Source organism: Peribacillus sp. Bi96 (assembly GCF_918698115.1).
GTDB lineage: Bacteria > Bacillota > Bacilli > Bacillales > DSM-1321 > Peribacillus.
Map to the genome: position 1 here is coordinate 147,610 of NZ_CAKKLV010000008.1, position 22,016 is coordinate 169,625.

General features: G+C 40.2%; 20 protein-coding genes and 1 pseudogene. 12 read left to right on the forward strand and 9 right to left on the reverse strand.

What is annotated here, in order from left to right; all coding sequences use genetic code 11:
• Nucleotides 1-197: 197 nt before the first annotated feature.
• Entirely contained in the window at nucleotides 198-2,045 is a 1,848-nt protein-coding gene (asnB, locus tag LQ203_RS12570) for an asparagine synthase (glutamine-hydrolyzing) (RefSeq protein ID WP_230158685.1), read from the forward strand.
• 43 nt (nucleotides 2,046-2,088) lie between these two features.
• On the opposite strand, the gene LQ203_RS12575 is transcribed toward asnB, so the two are convergent.
• A complete protein-coding gene (locus tag LQ203_RS12575; RefSeq protein ID WP_230158687.1) occupies nucleotides 2,089-3,840 on the reverse strand; it encodes a glycoside hydrolase family 13 protein in 1,752 nt (583 codons plus the stop codon).
• A gap of 385 nt (nucleotides 3,841-4,225) precedes the next feature.
• Here LQ203_RS12575 and LQ203_RS12580 point away from each other — a divergent pair, with 385 nt between their 5' ends.
• From LQ203_RS12580 to LQ203_RS12595, 4 genes are all read left to right on the forward strand, one after another.
• Complete coding sequence (locus tag LQ203_RS12580; protein WP_230158689.1) at nucleotides 4,226-5,476, forward strand: extracellular solute-binding protein; 1,251 nt, start codon at nucleotides 4,226-4,228, stop codon at nucleotides 5,474-5,476.
• 149 nt (nucleotides 5,477-5,625) lie between these two features.
• Nucleotides 5,626-7,161 (forward strand): alpha-amylase family glycosyl hydrolase, encoded by a 1,536-nt coding sequence (locus LQ203_RS12585; RefSeq protein ID WP_230158691.1) that lies wholly within the window; start codon nucleotides 5,626-5,628, stop codon nucleotides 7,159-7,161.
• Nucleotides 7,162-7,240: 79 nt separating this feature from the next.
• Nucleotides 7,241-8,890, forward strand: coding sequence for an alpha-glucosidase (locus tag LQ203_RS12590; protein WP_230158693.1), 1,650 nt, complete (start codon nucleotides 7,241-7,243; stop codon nucleotides 8,888-8,890).
• Between the two features lie 340 nt (nucleotides 8,891-9,230).
• The gene (locus LQ203_RS12595) at nucleotides 9,231-10,274 is read left to right on the forward strand and encodes a LacI family DNA-binding transcriptional regulator (RefSeq protein ID WP_230158695.1); all 1,044 of its coding nucleotides are present in this window, start codon (nucleotides 9,231-9,233) and stop codon (nucleotides 10,272-10,274) included.
• Between the two features lie 191 nt (nucleotides 10,275-10,465).
• Here LQ203_RS12595 and LQ203_RS12600 read toward each other — a convergent pair whose 3' ends face one another.
• From LQ203_RS12600 to LQ203_RS12615, 4 genes are all read right to left on the reverse strand, one after another.
• Nucleotides 10,466-11,341, reverse strand: coding sequence for an SDR family oxidoreductase (locus LQ203_RS12600; RefSeq protein ID WP_230158697.1), 876 nt, complete (start codon nucleotides 11,339-11,341; stop codon nucleotides 10,466-10,468).
• 230 nt (nucleotides 11,342-11,571) lie between these two features.
• The gene (locus LQ203_RS12605; RefSeq protein ID WP_230158699.1) at nucleotides 11,572-12,063 is read right to left on the reverse strand and encodes a YajQ family cyclic di-GMP-binding protein; all 492 of its coding nucleotides are present in this window, start codon (nucleotides 12,061-12,063) and stop codon (nucleotides 11,572-11,574) included.
• 124 nt (nucleotides 12,064-12,187) lie between these two features.
• A complete protein-coding gene (locus LQ203_RS12610) occupies nucleotides 12,188-12,319 on the reverse strand; it encodes a DUF3941 domain-containing protein (RefSeq protein WP_230158700.1) in 132 nt (43 codons plus the stop codon).
• A 69-nt stretch (nucleotides 12,320-12,388) separates the two neighbouring features.
• A complete protein-coding gene (locus LQ203_RS12615; protein WP_230158701.1) occupies nucleotides 12,389-13,255 on the reverse strand; it encodes a DegV family protein in 867 nt (288 codons plus the stop codon).
• A 157-nt stretch (nucleotides 13,256-13,412) separates the two neighbouring features.
• Between LQ203_RS12615 and LQ203_RS12620 the strand changes: the two genes are divergently transcribed.
• Both LQ203_RS12620 and LQ203_RS12625 read left to right on the forward strand, forming a co-directional pair.
• Nucleotides 13,413-14,255 (forward strand): YitT family protein, encoded by an 843-nt coding sequence (locus tag LQ203_RS12620; RefSeq protein ID WP_230158702.1) that lies wholly within the window; start codon nucleotides 13,413-13,415, stop codon nucleotides 14,253-14,255.
• Nucleotides 14,256-14,390: 135 nt separating this feature from the next.
• Nucleotides 14,391-14,624: pseudogene (locus LQ203_RS12625) on the forward strand (general stress protein); the annotation flags it as partial.
• 58 nt (nucleotides 14,625-14,682) lie between these two features.
• Here LQ203_RS12625 and LQ203_RS12630 read toward each other — a convergent pair.
• The 3 genes from LQ203_RS12630 to LQ203_RS12640 form a co-directional block, all read right to left on the reverse strand.
• On the reverse strand, nucleotides 14,683-14,874 hold the full coding sequence (locus tag LQ203_RS12630) for a DUF3813 domain-containing protein (protein ID WP_230158703.1): 192 nt from the start codon (nucleotides 14,872-14,874) through the stop codon (nucleotides 14,683-14,685).
• A complete protein-coding gene (locus LQ203_RS12635; RefSeq protein WP_202315534.1) occupies nucleotides 14,874-15,026 on the reverse strand; it encodes a hypothetical protein in 153 nt (50 codons plus the stop codon). The genes LQ203_RS12630 and LQ203_RS12635 overlap by 1 nt, the downstream gene beginning before the upstream one ends.
• A gap of 104 nt (nucleotides 15,027-15,130) precedes the next feature.
• Entirely contained in the window at nucleotides 15,131-15,946 is an 816-nt protein-coding gene (locus LQ203_RS12640; protein WP_230158704.1) for a Cof-type HAD-IIB family hydrolase, read from the reverse strand.
• Between the two features lie 249 nt (nucleotides 15,947-16,195).
• Between LQ203_RS12640 and LQ203_RS12645 the strand changes: the two genes are divergently transcribed.
• The 3 genes from LQ203_RS12645 to moaA all read left to right on the forward strand — a co-directional run bounded on the left by LQ203_RS12645 (nucleotide 16,196) and on the right by moaA (nucleotide 18,535).
• A complete protein-coding gene (locus tag LQ203_RS12645; protein WP_230158705.1) occupies nucleotides 16,196-16,984 on the forward strand; it encodes a prolyl oligopeptidase family serine peptidase in 789 nt (262 codons plus the stop codon).
• 121 nt (nucleotides 16,985-17,105) lie between these two features.
• Nucleotides 17,106-17,414, forward strand: coding sequence for a metal-sulfur cluster assembly factor (locus LQ203_RS12650; RefSeq protein ID WP_230158706.1), 309 nt, complete (start codon nucleotides 17,106-17,108; stop codon nucleotides 17,412-17,414).
• A 107-nt stretch (nucleotides 17,415-17,521) separates the two neighbouring features.
• Nucleotides 17,522-18,535, forward strand: a complete 1,014-nt coding sequence (gene moaA, locus LQ203_RS12655) for a GTP 3',8-cyclase MoaA (protein ID WP_290370577.1) — start codon at nucleotides 17,522-17,524, stop codon at nucleotides 18,533-18,535.
• A 268-nt stretch (nucleotides 18,536-18,803) separates the two neighbouring features.
• Here the strand turns inward: moaA and LQ203_RS12660 are convergent, their stop codons facing one another.
• Nucleotides 18,804-19,493 (reverse strand): Crp/Fnr family transcriptional regulator, encoded by a 690-nt coding sequence (locus tag LQ203_RS12660; protein WP_230158708.1) that lies wholly within the window; start codon nucleotides 19,491-19,493, stop codon nucleotides 18,804-18,806.
• Between the two features lie 231 nt (nucleotides 19,494-19,724).
• Between LQ203_RS12660 and argC the strand changes: the two genes are divergently transcribed.
• Complete coding sequence (gene argC / locus LQ203_RS12665) at nucleotides 19,725-20,762, forward strand: N-acetyl-gamma-glutamyl-phosphate reductase (protein ID WP_230158710.1); 1,038 nt, start codon at nucleotides 19,725-19,727, stop codon at nucleotides 20,760-20,762.
• Between the two features lie 17 nt (nucleotides 20,763-20,779).
• Complete coding sequence (gene argJ, locus LQ203_RS12670) at nucleotides 20,780-22,012, forward strand: bifunctional ornithine acetyltransferase/N-acetylglutamate synthase (protein WP_230158711.1); 1,233 nt, start codon at nucleotides 20,780-20,782, stop codon at nucleotides 22,010-22,012.
• Nucleotides 22,013-22,016 lie beyond the last annotated feature (4 nt).

A 22,016-nucleotide genomic window follows, 5' to 3' on the forward strand; every position in this document is an offset into this window, starting at 1 on the left:
TTAACACGGGATTCTTTGCTCAACAATTCATTATCAACGTCGGGCGCTGATGGGCAGGGGTTCTTACGGAATGATACTGATCAATACTTAACTTTTTTTTTGCAATGGTCTTCGAATTAGAAATGAGGGACGGTAAATCTTTTTAAGACAGGGAGCCAATTTTTTTAATAGTCCCGATAGAAAGGATGAAGTGTAAAATGTGTGGGATAACAGGCTGGGTGCATTTTCAAAAAGATTTACGGGCAGAAACGAAAACACTAGAAAACATGACGAAAACGTTGGCAAAGCGGGGTCCAGACGAAGATAATGTTTGGAGCGAAGCCCATGTTGCCTTTGGTCATAAACGGTTAACGGTTGTCGATGCGGAAGGCGGAAAACAGCCGATGACGAAAAATCACAAAAACGGCAGATATACACTTTGTTATAATGGAGAGCTATATAACACCGAGGATATTCGTAAACAGCTATTATTAAAAGGATATTCCTTTAACGGTCATTCTGATACAGAAGTTTTACTAACTTCTTATATAGAATGGAAAGAAAAATGCGTAGACCTGTTAAATGGGATTTTTGCGTTTGCGATTTGGGATGAAAAGGAGCAGAAATTATTCGTTGGAAGGGATCGGATGGGCGTAAAGCCATTCTTTTACGCGGAAAGGGACGGCGGGTTCATTTTTGGATCGGAATTGAAGTCGATTCTAGCCCATCCGGATGTTAAAACGGAGATTGATCGTGAAGGGCTGTCTGAAGTTTTTGGTGTTGGTCCATCCCGAAAGCCTGGTTCAGGTGTATTTCATAATGTCCAGGAATTAAGGCCAGCCCATGCACTTACCTTATCAAGGAAAGGCCTCCGAATCTGGAGATATTGGAATGTAAAAAGTGAAGAACATCATGATACCCTTGATGAAACCGCCGAGAAGGTACGCTTCCTTGTCGAAGATGCAGTGACGCGGCAACTTGTATCAGATGTTCCTCTCTGTACCTTCTTGTCAGGAGGGCTTGACTCAAGCGCGATTACGGCCATTGCTGCAAACGCGTATCAAAAAGAAGGGAAAGGGCGGCTTCATACGTATTCGATTGATTATGAAGACAATGAGCGTTATTTTAAGGCAAATGATTTTCAGCCTAACTCTGATGGGCATTGGATTAAAAAGATGTCGGATACCTTTAACACGGTACACCATTCATCAATTATCACTCAAGAACAATTAACGGATTATTTAACAGAAGCTGTTCTTGTCAGAGACCTCCCCGGCATGGCGGATGTCGACTCTTCATTACTTTGGTTTTGTAAGGAAATCAAGCAGGATTTTGTCGTGGGCCTATCCGGTGAGTGTGCCGACGAAATTTTCGGCGGTTATCCATGGTTTCATCGGGAAGATGATTTGAATCGTGCTGGGTTTCCTTGGATGAGATCGACCCAGGAGCGGGTATCTTTATTGAAATCTGGGTGGCGTGAGAAATTGAAGTTGGAAGAATACGCGCAGGAAGCCTATTTGACAACCCTCGCAGAAACGCCTAAGTTGGAAGGCGAAAACGGTGTAGCAGCTAAACGCCGGGAGCTTTTCTACGTGAATTTATTATGGTTCATGACTACGCTTCTTGACCGGAAGGACCGGATGAGTATGGGGGCCAGTTTAGAGGTCCGTGTGCCATTTGCCGATCATCGCCTTGTGGAATATGCGTGGAACATACCTTGGGAAATGAAAATGGAGGGCAATCGTGAAAAGGGCATACTGAGGAAAGCGTTGGAGGGGTTGTTACCGGATGAGGTATTGTATAGGAAAAAAAGTCCATATCCCAAAACTCATAACCCTATATATACAGACCGTGTGCAGGGATGGTTGAAAGACTTACTGACGGACAAAAATTCGGTCCTGCATGAGTTTTTCGATAAACAGAAGCTAACGGATATTGTTGATTCCAAAGGTGCCGCCTTTAAAGTGCCGTGGTTCGGGCAATTGATGTCGGGTCCTCAGTTACTGGCTAACTTGGCACAAACCCATGTGTGGTTCAAAGAATATGATATCCAGATAATAGATTGAAAAAAACGGGGCAGGATAAAATCTTTGCCCCGTTTTCCTTTTCTCAATGATTGAATGCGATAATTTTATATTGGTAGCCATCCAATTCAAATTGGCCTTCCTGCGTTGTTTCCTTTGTTCTTAAATCCGTCAGTGTACGCCCTTTCAAGTCAAAAGGGAGGGTGAAGGATTGCTTGACATCCGTCGGATTAATCAGGATCACGACAGATCGTTCTCCATTATATTTTTGGTAGGCAACGATACTTTCGTTTCCGGCTGTATCAAGGAATTTGAACTTGCCGTCATTTGCAAGTAATCGTTCTTCTTTTCGTAATGTGATCAATGCTTTAATTTCATTGAAAAGCTCGGTATTTTGTTTTTCTTCAGCCCAGACCATGCATTTTCGGCACCCTGGATCCATGCCTCCGGTCAAGCCGATTTCATCTCCATAGTAAATACAGGGACTGCCATTGAAAGTCAAGAGGATTGCATGGATGAGCTTGGCCCGAGCTAGATCTTCCCCACAATCCGTGAAAATCCGGGGGGTATCATGGCTTCCGAGAAGGTTGAACGTCACGTCAAAAACATTAGTCGGGTAACTTTGGTAAATGGCTGTCATTTCTTCGATAAACGTGCGGGCATTAATGGTTTGTGAAGCGACCAGGCGAAATACTTGGTTGGTAAAAGGATAATTCATGACGGCATCAAACTGATCGCCGCGAAGCCATGTCATAGAATCATGCCAAATTTCACCAAGAATATAAAGATCAGGCTTTAAGTTTTTAACCGTCGTTCTAAATTCACGCCAGAATGGTTGGTCGACTTCATTGGCCACATCCAATCGCCAGGCATCTATATCGAACTCCTTGATCCAATAGGCTGAGACTTCGAGCAGATATTCCTTCACCTCTGGATTTGCTGTATTCAATTTTGGCATCGATTCAAAGAAACCGAATGTTTCATAATTTGGCCTTTCCCCTCCTTTTAGAGGAAAGCTGTGTGGATGGAACCAATCCTTATATTTCGAATTCTCTCCTTTTTCGAGTAAATCCTGAAAAGGGGGGAAATAGAAGCCGCTATGGTTAAATACGGCATCCAGCATGACGCGGATATTCCGTTTATGGCATTCATTTATTAGTGCTTTCAATGTTTCCTTTGACCCGAATTGCGGATCAATTTCCCGATAATCAATCGTATCGTATTTGTGGTTAGAGTAAGCATGGAAGATTGGCGTAAAATAGATCCCGTTAATGCCAAGCCCTTCTAAATAATCTAAATGTTCAATGATTCCTTCGAAGTCCCCGCCAAAAAAATTATCTACGGTCGGTTCTTCACTACCCCAAGGTTTTGTACCTTCTGGATCGTTGTCAGGGTTCCCATTCGCAAATCGTTCGGGAAAAATTTGATACCAAATTGTATCTTTGACCCATTCGGGTGCTCCGAATACTTCGTTTTGATGAAGATAAGGGATGGCGAAATAGCTCCCGGGATCTCTTGGAGGTTCTTTAAAAAAGCCTTTTTCCGTGTAAATGGCACTTTCATTTTCTGAAATGACTTTGAACCCATATCGAATTCTTCGGTAGGGAGGCTTCACATAAATATGCCAATAATCATAATGGATATCACTGCCGGATAAACTCATCGGTTGTTCCTCATACTGCCATTGTCCATTATCTGATATGTATGGATCCCCAAAAATCAATCCGGCTGATGAGATATCTTGTTTTTTCGTGCGAAGTCTGATATGTAGGGTTTCGTTGTTGATGGTATAGGCGTAATTGTCATTAGGTCTATGGTGTATGGATGAAAATTCCATTAAAAACCACTCCAATTCTATAAGTGTATTTTGGGGAAGTGAAATTGAAAAAGGGAACTTCAGGCTGTTTTTTGGGGAGAGTTCTCTATGTAGTTGAAATTAGCCTGGATTAACTGTTTTTTTCAATATGGTTATATACCCAATTCTTATTGAAGGAAGCACCTATTAACTAAAAAATAACAAAAAGTATTCCTCACTACAAGGAAATAAATACGTTGAGGAAAATGTTGTAAAAACCAAAGGCGCTCATATAATGATAACAATAGCTTTGGTATCGCTTTCATGAATGCGGATTTATTTGTTTTCCTGAACTGACAAACAGTATTGAAAACAATTTACTGCTTTTGGACATGATAGAATAAACATTTTAAAAAGGAGAATGAAAGTGAAGAAGCTGATTTTTCATTTGTTCATGTCCATGTTCCTGATTATTATTGTAAGTGCTTGTGGATCCAGTTCGGATTTGGAAAATAAAGTCGTAAAGGAAAATAAGAAAGTCGACAATGAAGCTAGCCATGAAGCGAAGCCGGAAAAATTAATCATTTGGGAGGAAAAAGGTAAAGCAGAGGCCCTTAAACCTGTGATTGAATCATTTGAAAAAAAATATGGAATCAAAGTCGAGTATGAAGAGTTAGAATTAGCTAACGAGATGTATGATCGACTTCGTCGGGATGGACCAATCGGAAACGGAAAGGCCCCGGATGTCGTAACTTTTTCTCATGAAAAAGTTGGGCAAATCGTGAAAGAAGGTCTGATTCAGGAAGTGAAGGTGAATGATGATGTATTAAATGCCTTCAGTGAATCCTCAATCAGGGGGGAAATGTATCAAGATAAGGTATTTGGATTGCCGAAATCCGTAAACACATCCGTTTTTATCTACAATAAAAAGTTAATGGCTAAAGCTCCTGAAACTATGAATGATCTTTATGAAATGGCAAAGAAATTAAGAAAAGGAAAAATGTATGGTTACTATGCCAAATGGAATGATTTTCATGATGCTTATGGAGTCATGGCTGGAATGGGAGGTTATATATTTAGAGATAAGAATGGAAATCTAGACCCTTCGGACATTGGTTTAAATAATGAGAGTGCAATAAAAGGGGCAACGTACATCCAAAAATGGTATCAAGCGGATTTGATTCCAACAGGCGACAAGTCAGCGATCGAAAAGATGTTTAGTCAAGGGAATTTGGCTTCTTTCTTAAGTGACGGTAACTCGTTTTCCGAGAGAACGGATATAGGAATTGCCCCACTGCCTGAATTATCTAATGGTCAGCCGATGAAAACGTTACTGGAAATCAAAGGCTGGCATGTAACAGCGTTCACAAAACACCCATACTGGTCCACCAAGTTAGTGGAATATATGACAAACGACGATCATGCTATGCAGCGCTATGAAAAAACAGGGGAAATCCCTCCAAATAAATCAATCAAACACAATGCAGCCTTCAATGAAAATGAAAATGCACAAGCCCTAAGCATACAATTACAATACGCTGAACCAGTGCCGAATATTCCGGAAATGAATAAAGTATGGGGACCGATGAATTCTGCCATGGATGAGATCTCCACTGAAAAAGCAAACCCGAAAAGGGCATTGGATAAAGCGGTGAAGACGATAAAAAAAGATCTTTAATCGCGTTTTGTTTTTTCCATTTCATTAACGGCCACCGATATCTCCAATTTGTCCCTTTAGTGTAAAGTTTTTTATAATTTGGATTTGACCTTAAGGGGGCAAAAGGCTAATCTTAAAGGCGTAAAGAGATAGCTAGGAGGAGAGCGGATATGAGAAAAAGAGTGTTATCACTCGCTTTAATTCCGTTGCTTCTTTTTTACGCCATTCCAGTAGGAGCAGCTGAAAAAGAACAACGAACTTGGAAGGACGAAATCGTATATTCATTATTGGTCGACCGATTTTTCGATGGCAATATACACAATAATGGAGACGCGGATGTGAATGACCCTTCTGCGTTTAATGGTGGGGATTTTGAAGGTGTCACGAAGAAACTAGATTATTTAAAAGATATGGGTTATACCGCTATCATCCTTTCACCGATTTTTGCAAATGAAGATAATGGCTATCATGGGGATTGGGTGACCGATTTTTATAAGACAGATAAACACTATGGCACGATTAAAGAATTTAAAAAACTCGTGAAAGAGGCACATAATCGCGATATGAAAGTGATCATTGATTTTCAAGCCAATAATGTGGGACCTAATTCATCTTGGCTGAACGATCATGATAAAGAGAATTGGTTCCATGAAGAAAAAAAGATTTCCAAGGACGCTAATCAAAAGGATTTGGAAACAGGCTGGGTCGATGGACTTCCGGATTTGAATCAAGACAATGAGGAAACCCGGGCATATATACTTGATGCTGCCAAATGGTGGATAACTGAAACGAATATTGATGGATACCGTTTAAATAAAGTCCAATACGTAGCAAAAGATTTTTGGAAGGAATTCGTGGATGCAGTCAAATCTGAAAAATCAAATTTTTATACAATAGGCGATGTTCAAGGGGATGCCGAATTGATATCAAGCTACAAGGAGACAGGGATCGGTGCATTTATGGCTTATCCACAAAATGTGGAGTTACGGAAAGCGTTTGCTGCTCCCGATAAAGAATTGAAGCCAGTTTTTAAAGCGTTTACGAAGAGTGAAGATGAATTTGGAGGAAGTACTCCTCAGGCATTGTTCATGGACACTCAAGGTATGCCCCGTTTTACAAAGGATGCAGCCGATCATAATGAAAACCCAGGTTCCAGATGGAAGATGGCGTTGTCATATCTTTATACGATGCCGGGAGTGCCAATCGTATTTTATGGATCGGAAATTGCATTAAATGGCGACATTGCCCCGGATAATCATAAATTGATGAATTTTAAGACAGAACAGGAATTGGTGGAATATATTACAAAGCTCTCAGATCTTAGAGACATGTACCCAGCTTTGACAAAAGGGGATGTGGAGCTTTTATATGAGAAAGGCGGAACTTCGGTATTCAAGCGTGTTTATGGTGATGAAACGATTGTCGTCACGATGAACAATACGACTGAAACCCAAACGATTAATCTTACTGATAAAGAACTTGAAAAGAATAAAGAGTTGAGAGGTATGCTGAATGGAGATCTGGTCCGCAGTAAGGACAACAGCTACTCTATCGTAATCGACAGGGAGACGACAGAAGTCTACACGCTGTCACCTAAGTCGATTATTAATATTCCTTACCTGTTAGTTATAGGATTGGTTCTTCTTATTTTTGGTATATTCATTGCTTTGGTTATTAAGCGTTCCAAACGGAACCAACCAAAATAATCATATACCTCTCGATTGTCGGTAGCCGCCAAACATTGTCCCTAAGGCTTTGTGGAAAACAGGATCGGGAGGTTATAGCATGAATAAGACCTGGTGGAAAGAAGCGGTTTGCTATCAAATATACCCGCGCAGCTTCATGGATAGTAATGGTGATGGAGTTGGGGATATAAAAGGATTGATTTCAAAGCTTGACTATCTGCAGGATTTAGGGATAGACGTTATTTGGATTTGTCCATTTTATAAGTCACCCAATGCTGATAATGGCTATGACATTAGTGATTATCAAGCAGTTTCAGATGAATTCGGTTCGATCGAAGATATTGATCTGTTATTGAAGGATGTTCACGGACGTGGGATGAAGGTGATACTCGATCTTGTTCTGAATCATACAAGTGATGAGCACCCCTGGTTCGTCGAGTCACGTTCGTCCCGCGATAATCCGAAACGGGATTGGTATATATGGAGGGATGGGCAGGACGGTCGTGAGCCTAATAATTGGGAAAGTATCTTTTCCGGAAGTGCCTGGAAATTCGATGAAAGGACCAATCAATCCTATTTACATTTATTTGCCGAAAAGCAGCCAGACTTAAACTGGAAAAATACTGATGTGCGACAGGCATTATATGAAATGGTCAATTGGTGGCTCGATAAGGGAATCGATGGCTTCCGGATTGATGCGATCACGCATATTCATAAGCGTGAAGGCCTGCCGGATATGCCCAATCCTTATTGGCATCAGTATGTACCTGCGTTTGAAATGCACACCAATCAGGATGGGATTCTGGATTACCTTCAGGAATTAAAAGAAGAGACTTTCTCTAAGTATGATATCATGACGGTCGGTGAGGCCAATGGCGTCCGGATTGAGCAGGCGGAAGAATGGGTCGGGGAAACGAATGGGAAGTTCAATATGATATTTCAATTTGAACATCTTGGGCTTTGGAATAGGGGACAGAATCACGATGTTGATGTTCAGGGGTTAAAGCGCACAATGACCAAATGGCAAAAGGGACTGAAAAACAAAGGGTGGAATGCTTTGTTTTTTGAAAATCATGACCAGCCGAGAAGTGTATCCACCTGGGGAAATGATCATCAATATTGGTTGGAAAGCGCAAAAATGATTGGGGCTTTATATTTTTTCATGCAAGGGACACCTTTTATTTATCAAGGTCAGGAAATAGGTATGACGAATGTCCAATTTGATTCAATTGATGATTATGATGATGTTGGAATGAAAAACTTTTACCGGATTGAGACTTCCAAAGGTCGTCCACATGATGAGATTATGCACATAATATGGCATAGCGGCCGTGATAATTCACGAACACCCATGCAATGGAATGAAAAGGAAAATAGTGGATTCACAAACGGAACGCCTTGGATGAAGGTTAATTCCAATTACCGGGCCATTAATGTTGAACAGCAGAAGAATGACCCGTCATCCATTTATCATTTTTATAAAAAGATGATTGAACTTCGAAAAAAACATCAGGTCCTTGTATATGGGGAATATGAATTATTATGGGAAGATCACCCTGAACTTTATATTTATACAAGAAATATGAATGAAAATTCAGTGATGGTAGTGTGTAACTTTAGTGTGAATCACCACCAAATCGACCTTTCCTATTGGGGGGGAATGGAACTTTTGCTAGCGAATTATAAGGAGTGTCCTGAGGGCTCCCTTATTGATTTACGTCCATATGAAACGAGGATTTATCGTTATTGATCTGTAAACCACTTCTATGGATTTGATTGGAAATTAGCGAAAAACCTATGTAGTTAGTCGTCTGACTTCTTTATTCCCAATAGACCTTCCGTTTTTTTAGAAGCTGATCCAACATCAGCTTCTTTTTGATTTTAAAAAAAAGAGACAAAAAAACGGAAAAGTATGTATTTTCTGAAAAATTCAACAAACATTAAAAAAAGTATGGATATAACTATTGAACTGAGTGTATTATGAATACGTACAAATGTATAAATATAAAATTTATTAGAGAAGTGTTTATTGGTATTCACTTTATTATGAATGAAGTCAATAAAGGCTAAAGAAGGGAGAGGGGAAGTGCATGGCCATCACGATAAAAGATGTGGCACAGCTGGCGAAAGTTGCTCCTTCGACAGTTTCTCGAGTGATTGCAAATAATCCTCGGATAAGTGAAAAAACAAAGGTACGAGTGCGTAAGGCTATGGAAAAATTAGGTTACCACCCGAATTTCATCGCACGCAGTCTTGCTAATCAGTCAACAAGGATCATTGGCTTGGTTCTTCCAAGTTCGTCAAATGATTATTATCAAAATCCTTTTTTTCCTACAATTCTCCAAGGTCTTAGTGAAGGGGCTCAGGAAAACCACTATTCACTATTGCTGGGCACGGGAAAAACAGAAGATGAAATCTACGAAGGGGTCGTCAATATGGTGCAGGGGGGGATGGTTGATGGCATAATCCTGATGTATTCAAGGATGAACGATCAAATTCTTACCTATTTGAGAGCAAGGGATTTTCCTTTTGTCATCATTGGAAAACCCTATGATTTTATCGAGGAGATAACATATGTCGATAATGATAATGTTCTGGCAGCCGAACAAGCAACGGATTACCTCATTCAGCTAGGGCACGAAAGGATTGGATTCATCGGCGGCGATGTAACCCTTGTTATGACACTTGATCGCTTATTAGGATTCGAACGTGCATTAAAAAGGGTAGGAATCGCTCCTAGAAGTGAATACATCTTGCACGAAGACCTTCTGCATGAAGGCGGACAAGCAGCTGCGAAAAGATTACTAACCATCGATGAACCACCAACCGCATTGGTGGTCAGTGATGATCTTATGGCTCTTGGCATCGTGCATTCTCTTCGCGAAATGGGTGTACGCACTCCCGAAGAAATGTCCATCGTCAGCTTCAATAATGTTCTTTTCTCTGAACTATCATTACCTGCCCTGACTTCAGTTGATATTAATATCTTCGATTTAGGATATCAGGCCGCTAAGGGAATCATTCAGATGCTGCAAACTGGGGATACTCCTTCTGGGTCAATCATTCCGCATCATTTCGTGGAAAGACATTCTTGCAGATCCATCAAGCAAGGGTCGATGGCCATGTCTTATTAATCGAAAGGGCATTGCATGAAAAGTAATGATTTTTTGCTGGAATTGTAGTCTGAATCTTTTGAATGAGAATCATTCGTTCGAGGCCTGCACCCCTTACCATACTTCTTATTATATTTCCGTGTTAACCGTCAATAGAAAAAGAAAAGCAGTGGATTTCAATATTCGAAATCCACTGCTTTTTTCGTTCATTTTTATCCGTTTACAACGGTACCGCCATTTACATGGATGACTTGTCCACTGACATAGGATGAATCATCACTTGCCAAATAAACATAGGCCGGTGCTAATTCCTCTGGCTGCCCTGCGCGGCCCATTGGAGTATTTTGTCCGAATTTGGCAACATCCTCTTCGCCGAATGAGGCAGGAATCAATGGTGTCCAGATTGGGCCTGGCGCAACACCGTTCACTCTGATTCCATCTTTTGAAATGGAGTTTGAAAGAGCTCTCGTAAATGCCAGTATTGCTCCTTTTGTTGAAGAGTAATCGATTAGTTTCGGGTTGCCCTGATAGGCTGTGATAGAGGTTGTATTAATGATGCTGCTTCCTTTTTTAAGGTGCTTCAATGCAGCTTTGGTTAAGTGGAACATCGAAAAAATATTCGTGCGGAACGTTTTTTCCAATTGTTCAGCTGAAATGTCAAGGATACTTGTCTGTACATGCTGTTCTCCGGCGTTGTTGACTAGAATGTCCAACCCGCCGAATTCATCAACCGTTTTTTTGACGACATCCTGACAGAAGGCTTCATTACCGATATCCCCGGAAATGAGTAAACATTTCTGGCCTTCTTTTTCAATCAATTCTTTTGTCGCTTTGGCATCCTCGTGTTCATCCAAGTAAGCAACTGTCACATTCGCTCCTTCTTTTGCGTAATAAATCGCAACCGATTTACCGATTCCGCTATCTCCTCCTGTTATGATTGCCGTTTTACCTTTTAGTTTGCCACTTCCTTTGTAGGTTGCTTTAACTGAATCAGGGTTCGGTTCCATTTTTGTTTCCACTCCAGGTTGATGCTGTTGATGTTGAGGTGGAAAACCTTGTTTGTTCTGGTTTTGGTTTTGAGTAGTCAAGATTAAAACGCCTCCTGTTTAATTATCTACGCTTTTTCTATTCCTTCTTTTTGGTAAATGAAAACATGGGAAAATTAACCTTCTTTGAGAAAATTTCGAATGATTAATTGAGGGAACATGAATAGTCTTACCATGTTCGATGAAGGAGATTCATTTGAGGTAAGAAGGTAATGCCGTAGCTGCAACTACATATAAAAAAGGCCCACCCAAAGCAGGTGAGGCCTTCTTACTTAGCGGTAATTTAAGAATTGTACATCAATGGAAAGGTCTGCGCCACGGATTGCGGATATGATTCCTTGCAAATCATCGCGGTTTTTTCCGGTAACACGGATTTGATCATCTTGAATTTGGCTTTTCACTTTAAGACCACTATTTTTAATGATGGTATTTATTTTTTTTGCTTGTTCTTTATCAATGCCTTGAATTAGCTTTGCCCGTTGGCGGACGGTTCCGCCAGAAGCTCCTTCTAATTTACCATAGTCCAGATTCTTGATTGGTACGTCCCGTTTAATGAGTTTGCTGATGAGAACATCCTTCAACTGCTCGAGCTTATATTCATCGTCAGATACTAAAATGAGGTCTTCCTTTTCAATGGTGATGCTGCTTATGCTCCCTTTAAAATCATAGCGGGTCTGAATTTCCTTCATAGCCATCGTAACTGCATTCGTTACTTCTGAGAAGTCTACTTTGGATACAATATCAAATGAATTTTCCTTTGCCATCACTTACCTCCAGCAGGTTTTATTTCCTTTATTATAGAGAAAGTGTGAAAGGAAGACAACCATATAGGCCTTATGTTAAATCGGGGACTGCCTATTAAACAAGCAAGGGGGCAAGCCCCAAGCTTCATTGATGATCCGTTTTCTTCGAATAGGAGTGTTTACCTGCAGCGAGGTTTTCCTGATAAGCGATATTTTTTTCAGCATTTATCGCTTGGTTATCTTTTGGTCTTTTATTGTTATCTTTTGTTTTTGACATAATAAAAACTCCCTTCCAAAATCATGATCAATATGTATTGTTCACAATTATGGAAGGGAGTATGTATGTTTATGATTTCTCAGGGGTATCGTTTAGGAAGAAGAGGGCAATTGTACCAGGACCGGCATGTGCACCGATGACCGAGCCGATAGTATGGATGATGAAATCCGTTGTCCCGAATTCATTTTGGATGGCTTCTTTCCACTCCAATGCCGTTTCTTCATCATCTCCATGACTGATGGCAATCGTTTGGGTTGTTAAATTTTTGCCTCTTTCATGCATTAATTCGATTACACGTTTAATCAATTTCTTTTTACCACGTATCTTTTCAAGTGGCACAAGCTTCCCATCTTCTACATGTAATAACGGTTTAATGTTTAATAATCCGCCAACAAGGGCAGAAGTTTTGGAGATGCGGCCGCCACGAGCTAAATATTCAAGATTATCTACAGTGAATAAATGCTCCATATGCTTAGTGTAAAAATCGATGTCAGCAAGAATTTCTTCTTTAGAGGCACCGTTTGCTGCTAGTTCTGCTGCTTTCTTTACGATTAAACCGACACCCATTGAAGCGCATTTCGTATTGACGATTTCAATGTCAAGGTCTGGGTACTCTTCTTTCACCTGATTATGAATCATCACTGCCGTTTGATACGTTCCGGATAACTCGGAGGAGAAGGCTATATAAATCCCTTGTTTTTTCTCCAAGGCAAACTGTGTGAAAAGATCTATGAGGTATTCTGGAGAAGTTTGCGATGTTTTCGGAGATTTTCCGTCAATCATCGCCTGAAAGACTTCATGAGAATTAATGGTAAGTAAATCTTCATAATTTTTCCCATCAAGATGAACTTGTAAAGGGATCAATGATACATTGTTTTCCTTATAGAAAGACAATGGCAAATCACACGCACTATCTGCAAGAATTGTGATAGCCATAATACACCTGCTTTCTTTTTTACAATTTTTAGAAAATGAGTAGTCACTCTTCTTTTTAGTGTAGCACGTAACGGTAAAAATTCAATCTCTACGTAAATAGAATAAATAATCAACGGTAAAAAGATAATAGGATAAGGGTGAAATGGAGGTTTTTAGGATGTATAGTGGTGAAATTAAGAAAATTATCATAGTTGTGGTCGGGGCGTTGCTGAATGCAATTGCAATGAACTTTTTTCTAATACCGGCAAATGTTTATGCAAGCGGCTTTACAGGAGTGGCACAGCTTCTATCAAGGATGATAGGTTCTTTTGCCCCTTTTAATGTATCGACAGGTATTCTATTGCTTTTATTGAACATTCCAGTAACGATCATTGCTTGGCGGAAAGTCGGAAAGTCCTTTACCTTTTATAGTTTTCTGAGCGTTGTCTTGATGTCCCTTTTCATGGAATTCATCCCCATAACGCGCTGGTCACCTGACATATTATTGAATGCAGTGTTTGGCGGGGTCATCGCGGCAGTAGGTGTGGGGATCACCTTGAAGTATGGTGCATCGACTGGTGGGATGGATATCATCGCCATGCTTCTATCAAAGAAGAAGGATAAACCTGTAGGTACTTATTTATTTCTGCTGAATGGTGTGATCATTGTTACGGCAGGTGCAGTATATGGACCGGAAAAAGCTTTGTATACTCTTGTTACCCTATACACATCGACACGTGTTGTGGACGCAATACATACGCGTCATGAGAAGCTTACAGCCATGATCATTACAAAGCAAAGCGAAGAACTTAAACAGGCAATCCATGCAAAGTTAGTTCGCGGAATTACAAGGGTACCCGCAAAAGGTGCGTTTACTAATGAAAATAAGGAAATGTTGTTGATTGTCATTACTAGGTATGAATTGTATGACCTTGAACGGATCATCAAAGAAGTTGATCCGCACGCGTTCACAAACATCATAGAAACTTCAGGGATTGTCGGTACCTTTCGCAGGGAGTGATATTAACAGGAAATTAAGGCCATTACACTTCGATGACAAATGGGGATATTTCGGCGTTTTAAGTTTATTGCTGGAACAAAACGGCTAATTCTTATAGTGTAGCGCCAATATAAAATCTTATGAGGAGTGATGAAAATGGCTAACGACGAAAAAATGAGCAGACAAGAAGCAGGACGTAAAGGCGGGGAAGCCACTTCAAGAAATCACGACAAGGATTTTTACCGGGAAATTGGACAAAAGGGCGGAGAGGCGACATCGGAAAAACATGATAAGGATTTCTATCAAGAAATTGGACAAAAAGGCGGAGAGGCAACTTCCGAAACGCATGGGAAAGGTTTTTATAAAGAGATTGGTGAAAAAGGCGGAAAGGTACGAAATAGCTAGTCAACAAAGTGAAAGCCTCCAGGATTTCCTGGAGGCTTTCGCTTTATTTCGAGTGGTTTTCCAGCTCTTCTTGTAATTCTCGCAGTTGTTCTTTTTCGGCCTCGGACGTGTTGGCAAAAGCCGATGAAAGCGCATTTTTAGCGATATCCTCTGTCTTTTGCTGGTCACCGTCATGCTCAGAGTGGAGAGCTTCTTCAACAAATTCTCTAGCTTTTTGAAATAATTTGTTTCCCATCAGAAGCCACCATAGCTTTGTTCAGACATAATTCTCAACCTGTCTTTTTCAGCCTCTTCAAACGTAGTGTGATAAGGGATTTTTTCTGCATGCCTGGCAACACTATCTTTGCCCTGCTGTACAAATCGTTTAGATTTACTGCTTTTACCCATGCTTATCTCCTCCGATTCTGAGCGTTGTTGACAACAGAAAGGAAGCTGTTGTCCATATTAGTTTGGCTACAAAGAGAGATTTTATGAAGGTAAAAATTGACGTATCAGGATTTTATATTAAATTTTTCTTCGAGGAAGACGGCAATACCATCTTCTTCATTCGTCAATGTTGTCGTATTTGCCACCGTTTTTACAGGTGAGATGGCATTTCCCATAGCAACGCCCGTTCCCGCGTAATCAAGCATTTCCAAATCATTATCTTCATCTCCGAAAGCGATAATCCTGTTTTGGGGGATTTCCAAATAGTTGGATACCCGTTGTAGACCCACAGCTTTACTTAGCCCGCTCTTAATGATTTCGATGATATGAAAAGGCTCTGCCCAGCGTCGATGATCGACCAATTCTGCATGGACATCGGATAAATGCTGACGAATCTGTCCCACATATTCACTATCTGTATGAATTAGCATAGAAGTTGGGGAATCCTGAAGGTAATTGCGTAAGTCACCCGTCTTCATGATCGGATTTCCTACATTGAACATGTTCATCAATTTATCATCATGGTAATGGACATAAACCTCATCCCGGACCTCTGCGATGATGTTGTGATATTGAAACTGATCACATGCTTCAACAATATCTTTCGCAACACTTATATCCAGTGGAGAGTGGTATACCCCCCAGCTTGTCTGTAATGGGTGATGGACGAAAGCGCCATTGAAATTAACGATTGGTGTAGTTAACCCCAATTCCCGGTAATAAAGTTCACTTGAGCGAAAGGGACGCCCGGTAGCAATCATAACTTCGTGTCCATCTTCTTTTAGTTTCAGTAGTGTTTTTTTAGTCCTTGGGGAAATTGTTTTTTTATCGGTAAGTAAAGTACCATCAAGATCCAATACGATTAAATGTTTCTCAGCCATGTGTACACCTTCTGTTCTTTTTGATTTCATTATATGCAAATATTGTTAAGACTATTTTAAAGTAAATGTAAATCTTTTTCATTCTTTATGCATTCCTGTATGATATTACTATACGCTGGATGATAATACGTAAAAGTGAAGTACAGATCTAAAGGAATGGAAATAGGAGCATAATCAAAGTTCTTATGAGAGGGCATTTGAAAAAAACCTTTAGGTGAAAACCGGAACAAACTATTCGGAGGGGTTATCTTGATCATAATTGAAAAAGAACAAATTGGAACTATTCCTGTTTTACACATAAGTGAGCAGACCACTTACCATCAGGAATTGCCGCTAATTATTTTTATACATGGTTTTCAAAGTGCAAAAGAACACAATCTTCACTATGCATATTTAATGGCTGAAAAGGGGTTTCGTGTGCTACTTCCCGATGTGATTCATCATGGCGAAAGGGAAGCTGGTTTAAGTGATTCTCAAATGATGCCCCGTTTTTGGGAAATGGTTTTACAGACCATCAAGGATATATCATTTATGAAGGAGGATTTTTTGTCCAGAAAATTAATCGATCCTGACAGAATTGGTGTAGCGGGCACCTCGATGGGTGGAATTGTGACTAACGGGGCCCTGGCAGCATATGACTGGATAACGGCCGGCGTCAGTTTAATGGGGAATCCTTCATATGTCGCGTATGCAGAACTCCAAATGGAAGAGATTAAGAAAAGGAAAGTGAAATTCCCTGCTACTGATGAGGAAGTAGCCAAGGTGATTGAACAGCTCAAGCCATTTGATTTGAGTCTTAACCAGGATAGGCTTTCTAACCGCCCGTTACTTTTTTGGCATGGTGCTAAAGATCCCGTTGTACCTTATCAACATGCATACAGCTTTTATGAGGGAGTAAAAGCAGGGTATAATGAAGCAGATGAAAAAATTGATTTTATCCTGGACCCTAAAGCTGGTCATAAGGTCAGTAGAGAAGGTGTGCTTATGACAGCAGACTGGTTCGAGAAACATTTACAGCCAACTGTGCAAAAAGCTTAAGTACTCACTCGAAATCTGTTATGATTCTAATACGGACATAGTGTAAAGTCTAAATTGGACAAATAATGATGAAACCGACTATATCTAAAACGAGAGATTTCTCATAAAAGGAGTGATTGAAGTGGATCAAGATACAAAAGACATTATTTTAGGAGCTTTGGAGCAGGTCATTGACCCGGAGCTTGGTATAGATATCGTGAATTTAGGTTTGGTGTATGATGTGGATATGGATGAAGCAGGCCTGACTACAGTATCAATGACATTGACCTCTATGGGATGTCCACTTGCTGGGACGATTGTCGATCAAGTGAAACTGGTTCTGGAAGATATTCCAGAGGTCAAGGAAACAGATGTGAAGATTGTCTGGAGTCCGCCATGGTCGAAAGATAAAATGTCCAGATATGCTAAAATAGCATTAGGAATTAAATAATTACCACGTAATAGAACTTAAAGCCAGTCAAAAAACTGTGACCCGAATATGTGGTGCCACTGTTTATGAACTGGTTTTTTCTAATACTTTCGGATAGGAGTGGTTAATTGATCCGTCATATTAAAGATTCCTTGCACAGACCACTTAGGGATTTAAGAATTTCCGTCATAGACCGGTGTAACTTTCGCTGTCAATATTGCATGCCGGCTGAAATTTTTCATGAAAAATTTCAATTTTTGCCTAAAAGTGAGCTCTTGTCTTATGAGGAACTCGTAAGGCTTTCTAAAATATTTGCAAGCTTGGGCGTTAAAAAACTAAGATTGACAGGCGGGGAGCCTCTACTGCGGAAAGAACTTACAACACTGATTTCAGAGCTCATTAAAATTGAAGGTATAGAAGATATTGGGTTGACCACAAACGGTGTGTTTCTGAAAAAACATGCCGCGAATTTAAAGGCAGCTGGTTTACAGAGGGTGAATATCAGTTTAGACAGCCTCGATGAGGAACTTTTTAAGAAAATGAACGGCAGGGGTATCGGGATAAAGCCGGTTCTTGAAGGCATAGCTGCTGCAAGAGAAGCCGGTCTTGGAGTAAAAGTGAATATGGTAGTGAAAAAAGAAGCCAATGAATCTCAAATCCTGCCGATGGCCCGTTTTTGTAAAGAAGAGGGCATTCCATTACGTTATATAGAATTCATGGATGTCGGACATACAAATGGCTGGCAGTTGAAGAATGTCATTACGAAAAAAGAGTTGCTCGAGATACTCCAGGCTGAATTCGATCTTGAACCAGTTGAAGAAGATTATTATGGAGAAGTGGCAAAACGCTTTAGGTATAAAGGATCTACTGCCGAAGTGGGGTTCATAACATCCGTATCCGAGTCTTTTTGTTCCAGCTGTACTCGTGCACGTCTTTCTGCCAACGGAAGTTTATATACATGTCTATTTAATGGAAAGGGACATGATTTGAAGTCATTGCTCCGTTCTGACATGGCAGATGAAGAATTGACTGACTTCATCATTTCACTTTGGAACCAGAGGGACGACCGTTATTCAGATGAGCGGGCAGCGGGAACGGTGAAAAAACAGGGGAAAATCGAAATGTCATTCATTGGCGGGTGACAAACAATAAGTTCTCAAACTCCTGGAATATGAAAAAATCAAGGGATGGCACTTCGCCATCCCTTGATTCAATAAAATTCAATATGCATATTTGTATAGACCGTGGACGCCTGTAGATAGTTGAAATGATTTCTTTTATACTTTTTTTATGCATTTTATCAGTCATGAAAATTATTCGATGGTCCCAGGGATGAATGAGCCTGAAAAATAATCCGATCATTTTAAGATAAGTATGGAATTATGTATTCTCACTTTTATTGTGGAGTTTTTAATCGATGGTACAGATTTCAATTGGACAGTTTTCACAGTCGATTTCCTGTTTTAAATAGTCAACGTCAAGAATCGTGATGTGTCCCTTGTTGATGGAGACGATATTGTTTTTCCTTAAATGAGCGAGCAAACGATTGACGACCTCACGAGATGTGCCGCAAAAATTGGCGAGTTCTTGGTTTGTAAAGGGAAGATTGATAACTTTGCCGTCTTCAACTACTGTGCCATAGCTATTGGATAAACGGATGAGAGTGGAGTAAAATGCACCTTTCTTACCGTGTAGGAACATATCGCGGAATTTAGCATGATTTTTACGGTTTAGAGCGGATAGCCATGTCATCATATCAACAGCAAGATGGCTATCGGAAGCGATTTTCCCTTCTAATGATTCTTTGGAAATAACCGCTACAGTTCCATCTTCCAACATTTTTGCATTCATCATATATTTCGGATTCTGAGAAAAAAGGACTGTTTCCCCAACCAAATCATTCTCCGAACAAATGCGCATAGTTAATTCCCGGCCGTCCGGAACAACCTTGCTCACTTCTACTTTGCCTTTTAAAATGTAATATAAATCACTGGCTAGGGTGCTCTCCTGAAAAAGGAAGCGCCCTTTTTCTATATGTTTAACGTGCTGATTATTATCTAAAAGTGTATGCATCCGATTAGAAAACGAAAATTCATTCATGTATATGACCACCTTTCAGTTACCGTTATTACACAATTACTATCTTTGATTTAAACGGAAAAATCACTAGTAGTCAACATTTTTGGATAAATATAGAAGTTTTAGTGGGAGTTTCCCGATAAAATGCTAAGTTTAAAATTTTATAAAAATACATTTGATTTTATTTTTATTCAGTCTTATAATAATAGAATCAAAGAATGACAGGGACTTAAAATTATAGGAGATGGTTTAATGAACGTATCAATAGTAGGTGCAACAGGTTATGGAGGGGTGGAACTAATAAGATTATTGAATAACCATCCGCAATTAAAAATAAAATCATTACATACTTCATCTCAATCCGGTCGAAGTTTATATGAAGAAAATGCACATTTAATGCATATGAATGATAAATTAGAAGAAATTGATCCGGAAGTGATTGCAAAAAACTCTGATATTGTATTTCTTGCAACTCCTTCGGGGATTTCCTCACAATTAATTTCGGAATTTTCAGACCTTGATATTAAAGTAATCGACCTATCAGGAGATCTCAGGCTTCAAACCCCAGGAGAATACGAACATTGGTATAAAAAACCAGCCGCACCACAGCATATTGTTGAAAAAGCTGTATATGGATTGACTGAATGGAATGAAAAATCAATAAAGAAAGCAAAGATTGTTGCAAATCCAGGGTGCTACCCAACAGCTTCACTTTTAGGTCTTGCCCCTTTATTCACTGAAGGATTGGCTGGTGCATCCGCAGAGGTGATCATCGATGCAAAATCCGGGGTTTCCGGGGCGGGTAAATCACTTTCGGCCGTAACACATTTTAGTGAAATGAATGAGAACTTTAAAATTTATAAGGTGAATCAACATCAGCACATACCGGAAATCGAACAACAGCTTGGACGGTGGTCATCAGATTTACAGCCGATTACCTTCAATACCCATCTAGTTCCAATGACTAGAGGAATCATGGCAACGATGTATATCAAGGTAAATCGGGAAACCTCAAATGCTGAATTAAAGGATTTATACGAAACAGTATACGAAAACCATCCATTTGTCCGGGTGCAGCCGCTCGATCGCTTTCCATCCACGAAACAGGTATATGGATCGAACTTTTGCGATATTGGTGTCTCATATGATCAAAGAACAGGTAAGGTAACGGTTGTTTCCGTTATTGATAATTTAGTGAAGGGTGCTGCAGGGCAGGCCATTCAAAATGCAAATATATTAATGGGTTTAGAAGAAACGGCAGGACTATGGAACAGTCCACTATATCCGTAAAAAATTTGGAGGGAAATATGAAAACACTACAGCCAGTTGAAGAAATCAAACAAGTTCAAGAAGGAAATATTTTAATGCCTCAAGGGTTTAAGGCATCAGGAGTGCATGCAGGATTGCGCTACTCCAAAAAAGATGTTGGTATTATTTTTACGGAGGTCCCAGCATCAGCCGCGGCGGTTTATACACAAAATGTAGTTCAAGCCGCTCCTATCAATATAACGAAGGATAGCATTGCCGTTACTGGAAAACTTCACGGAGTTGTAGTGAATAGTGCTTGTGCGAATGCTTGTACAGGAGAGCAGGGTTTAAAAGATGCCAAGGAAATGAGGAAACTTGCCGCTCAAAAGTTCGGCATGGAAGATCATTCATTTGCAGTGGCATCAACGGGAGTCATCGGGGAATATATGGAAATGGAAAAAGTTAAAAAAGGCATAGAGTCATTGCAACCGGAAAATACACCTGAAGCAGCAAAGGATTTTGGTACCTCCATTTTAACAACGGATATCGTAACGAAGAGTTGTGGTTATGAAACAAGTATTGACGGTAAAACCGTGAAAATGGGCGGAGCTGCGAAGGGTTCGGGGATGATTCATCCAAACATGGCCACCATGCTAGGTTTCATTACGACGGATGCTGTCATTGAACCGAATGATTTACAGCAAGCATTATCTTCGATAACCAATGATACATTCAATCAAATCACGGTTGATGGTGATTGTTCAACGAATGATATGGTGTTAGTGCTAGCGAATGGAGAAGCGAACAATGAACCTTTGACACCTAACCATCCAGAATGGTCTGTCTTCTTGGAATTATTAAAACAAACTTCCGAAAATCTGGCCAAACAAATCGCGAAAGACGGAGAAGGTGCAACGAAACTGATAGAAGTGAATGTTCATGGCATGCATACGAAGCAAGATTCACAGATGATGGCGAAGACGATCGTTGGATCAAATTTAGTGAAAACGGCAGCTTTTGGAGCGGATGCAAATTGGGGACGAATCATTGCTGCGATGGGGAGAAGCGGAGTTGGTTTCCATCCGGATCAAACAACGATTATGTTTGGAGATATCGTCGTTCTTAAAGAAGGTGAGCCAATCCAGTTTTCTGAGGAAGATGCCAAAGCATACTTGGAAAATGAAAGTATCATCATTCATGTTTATTTGAAAGATGGTAATGAAACAGGGACGGCATGGGGCTGCGATCTAACTTATGATTATGTGAAAATAAACGGAAGCTATCGTTCATAAGGGG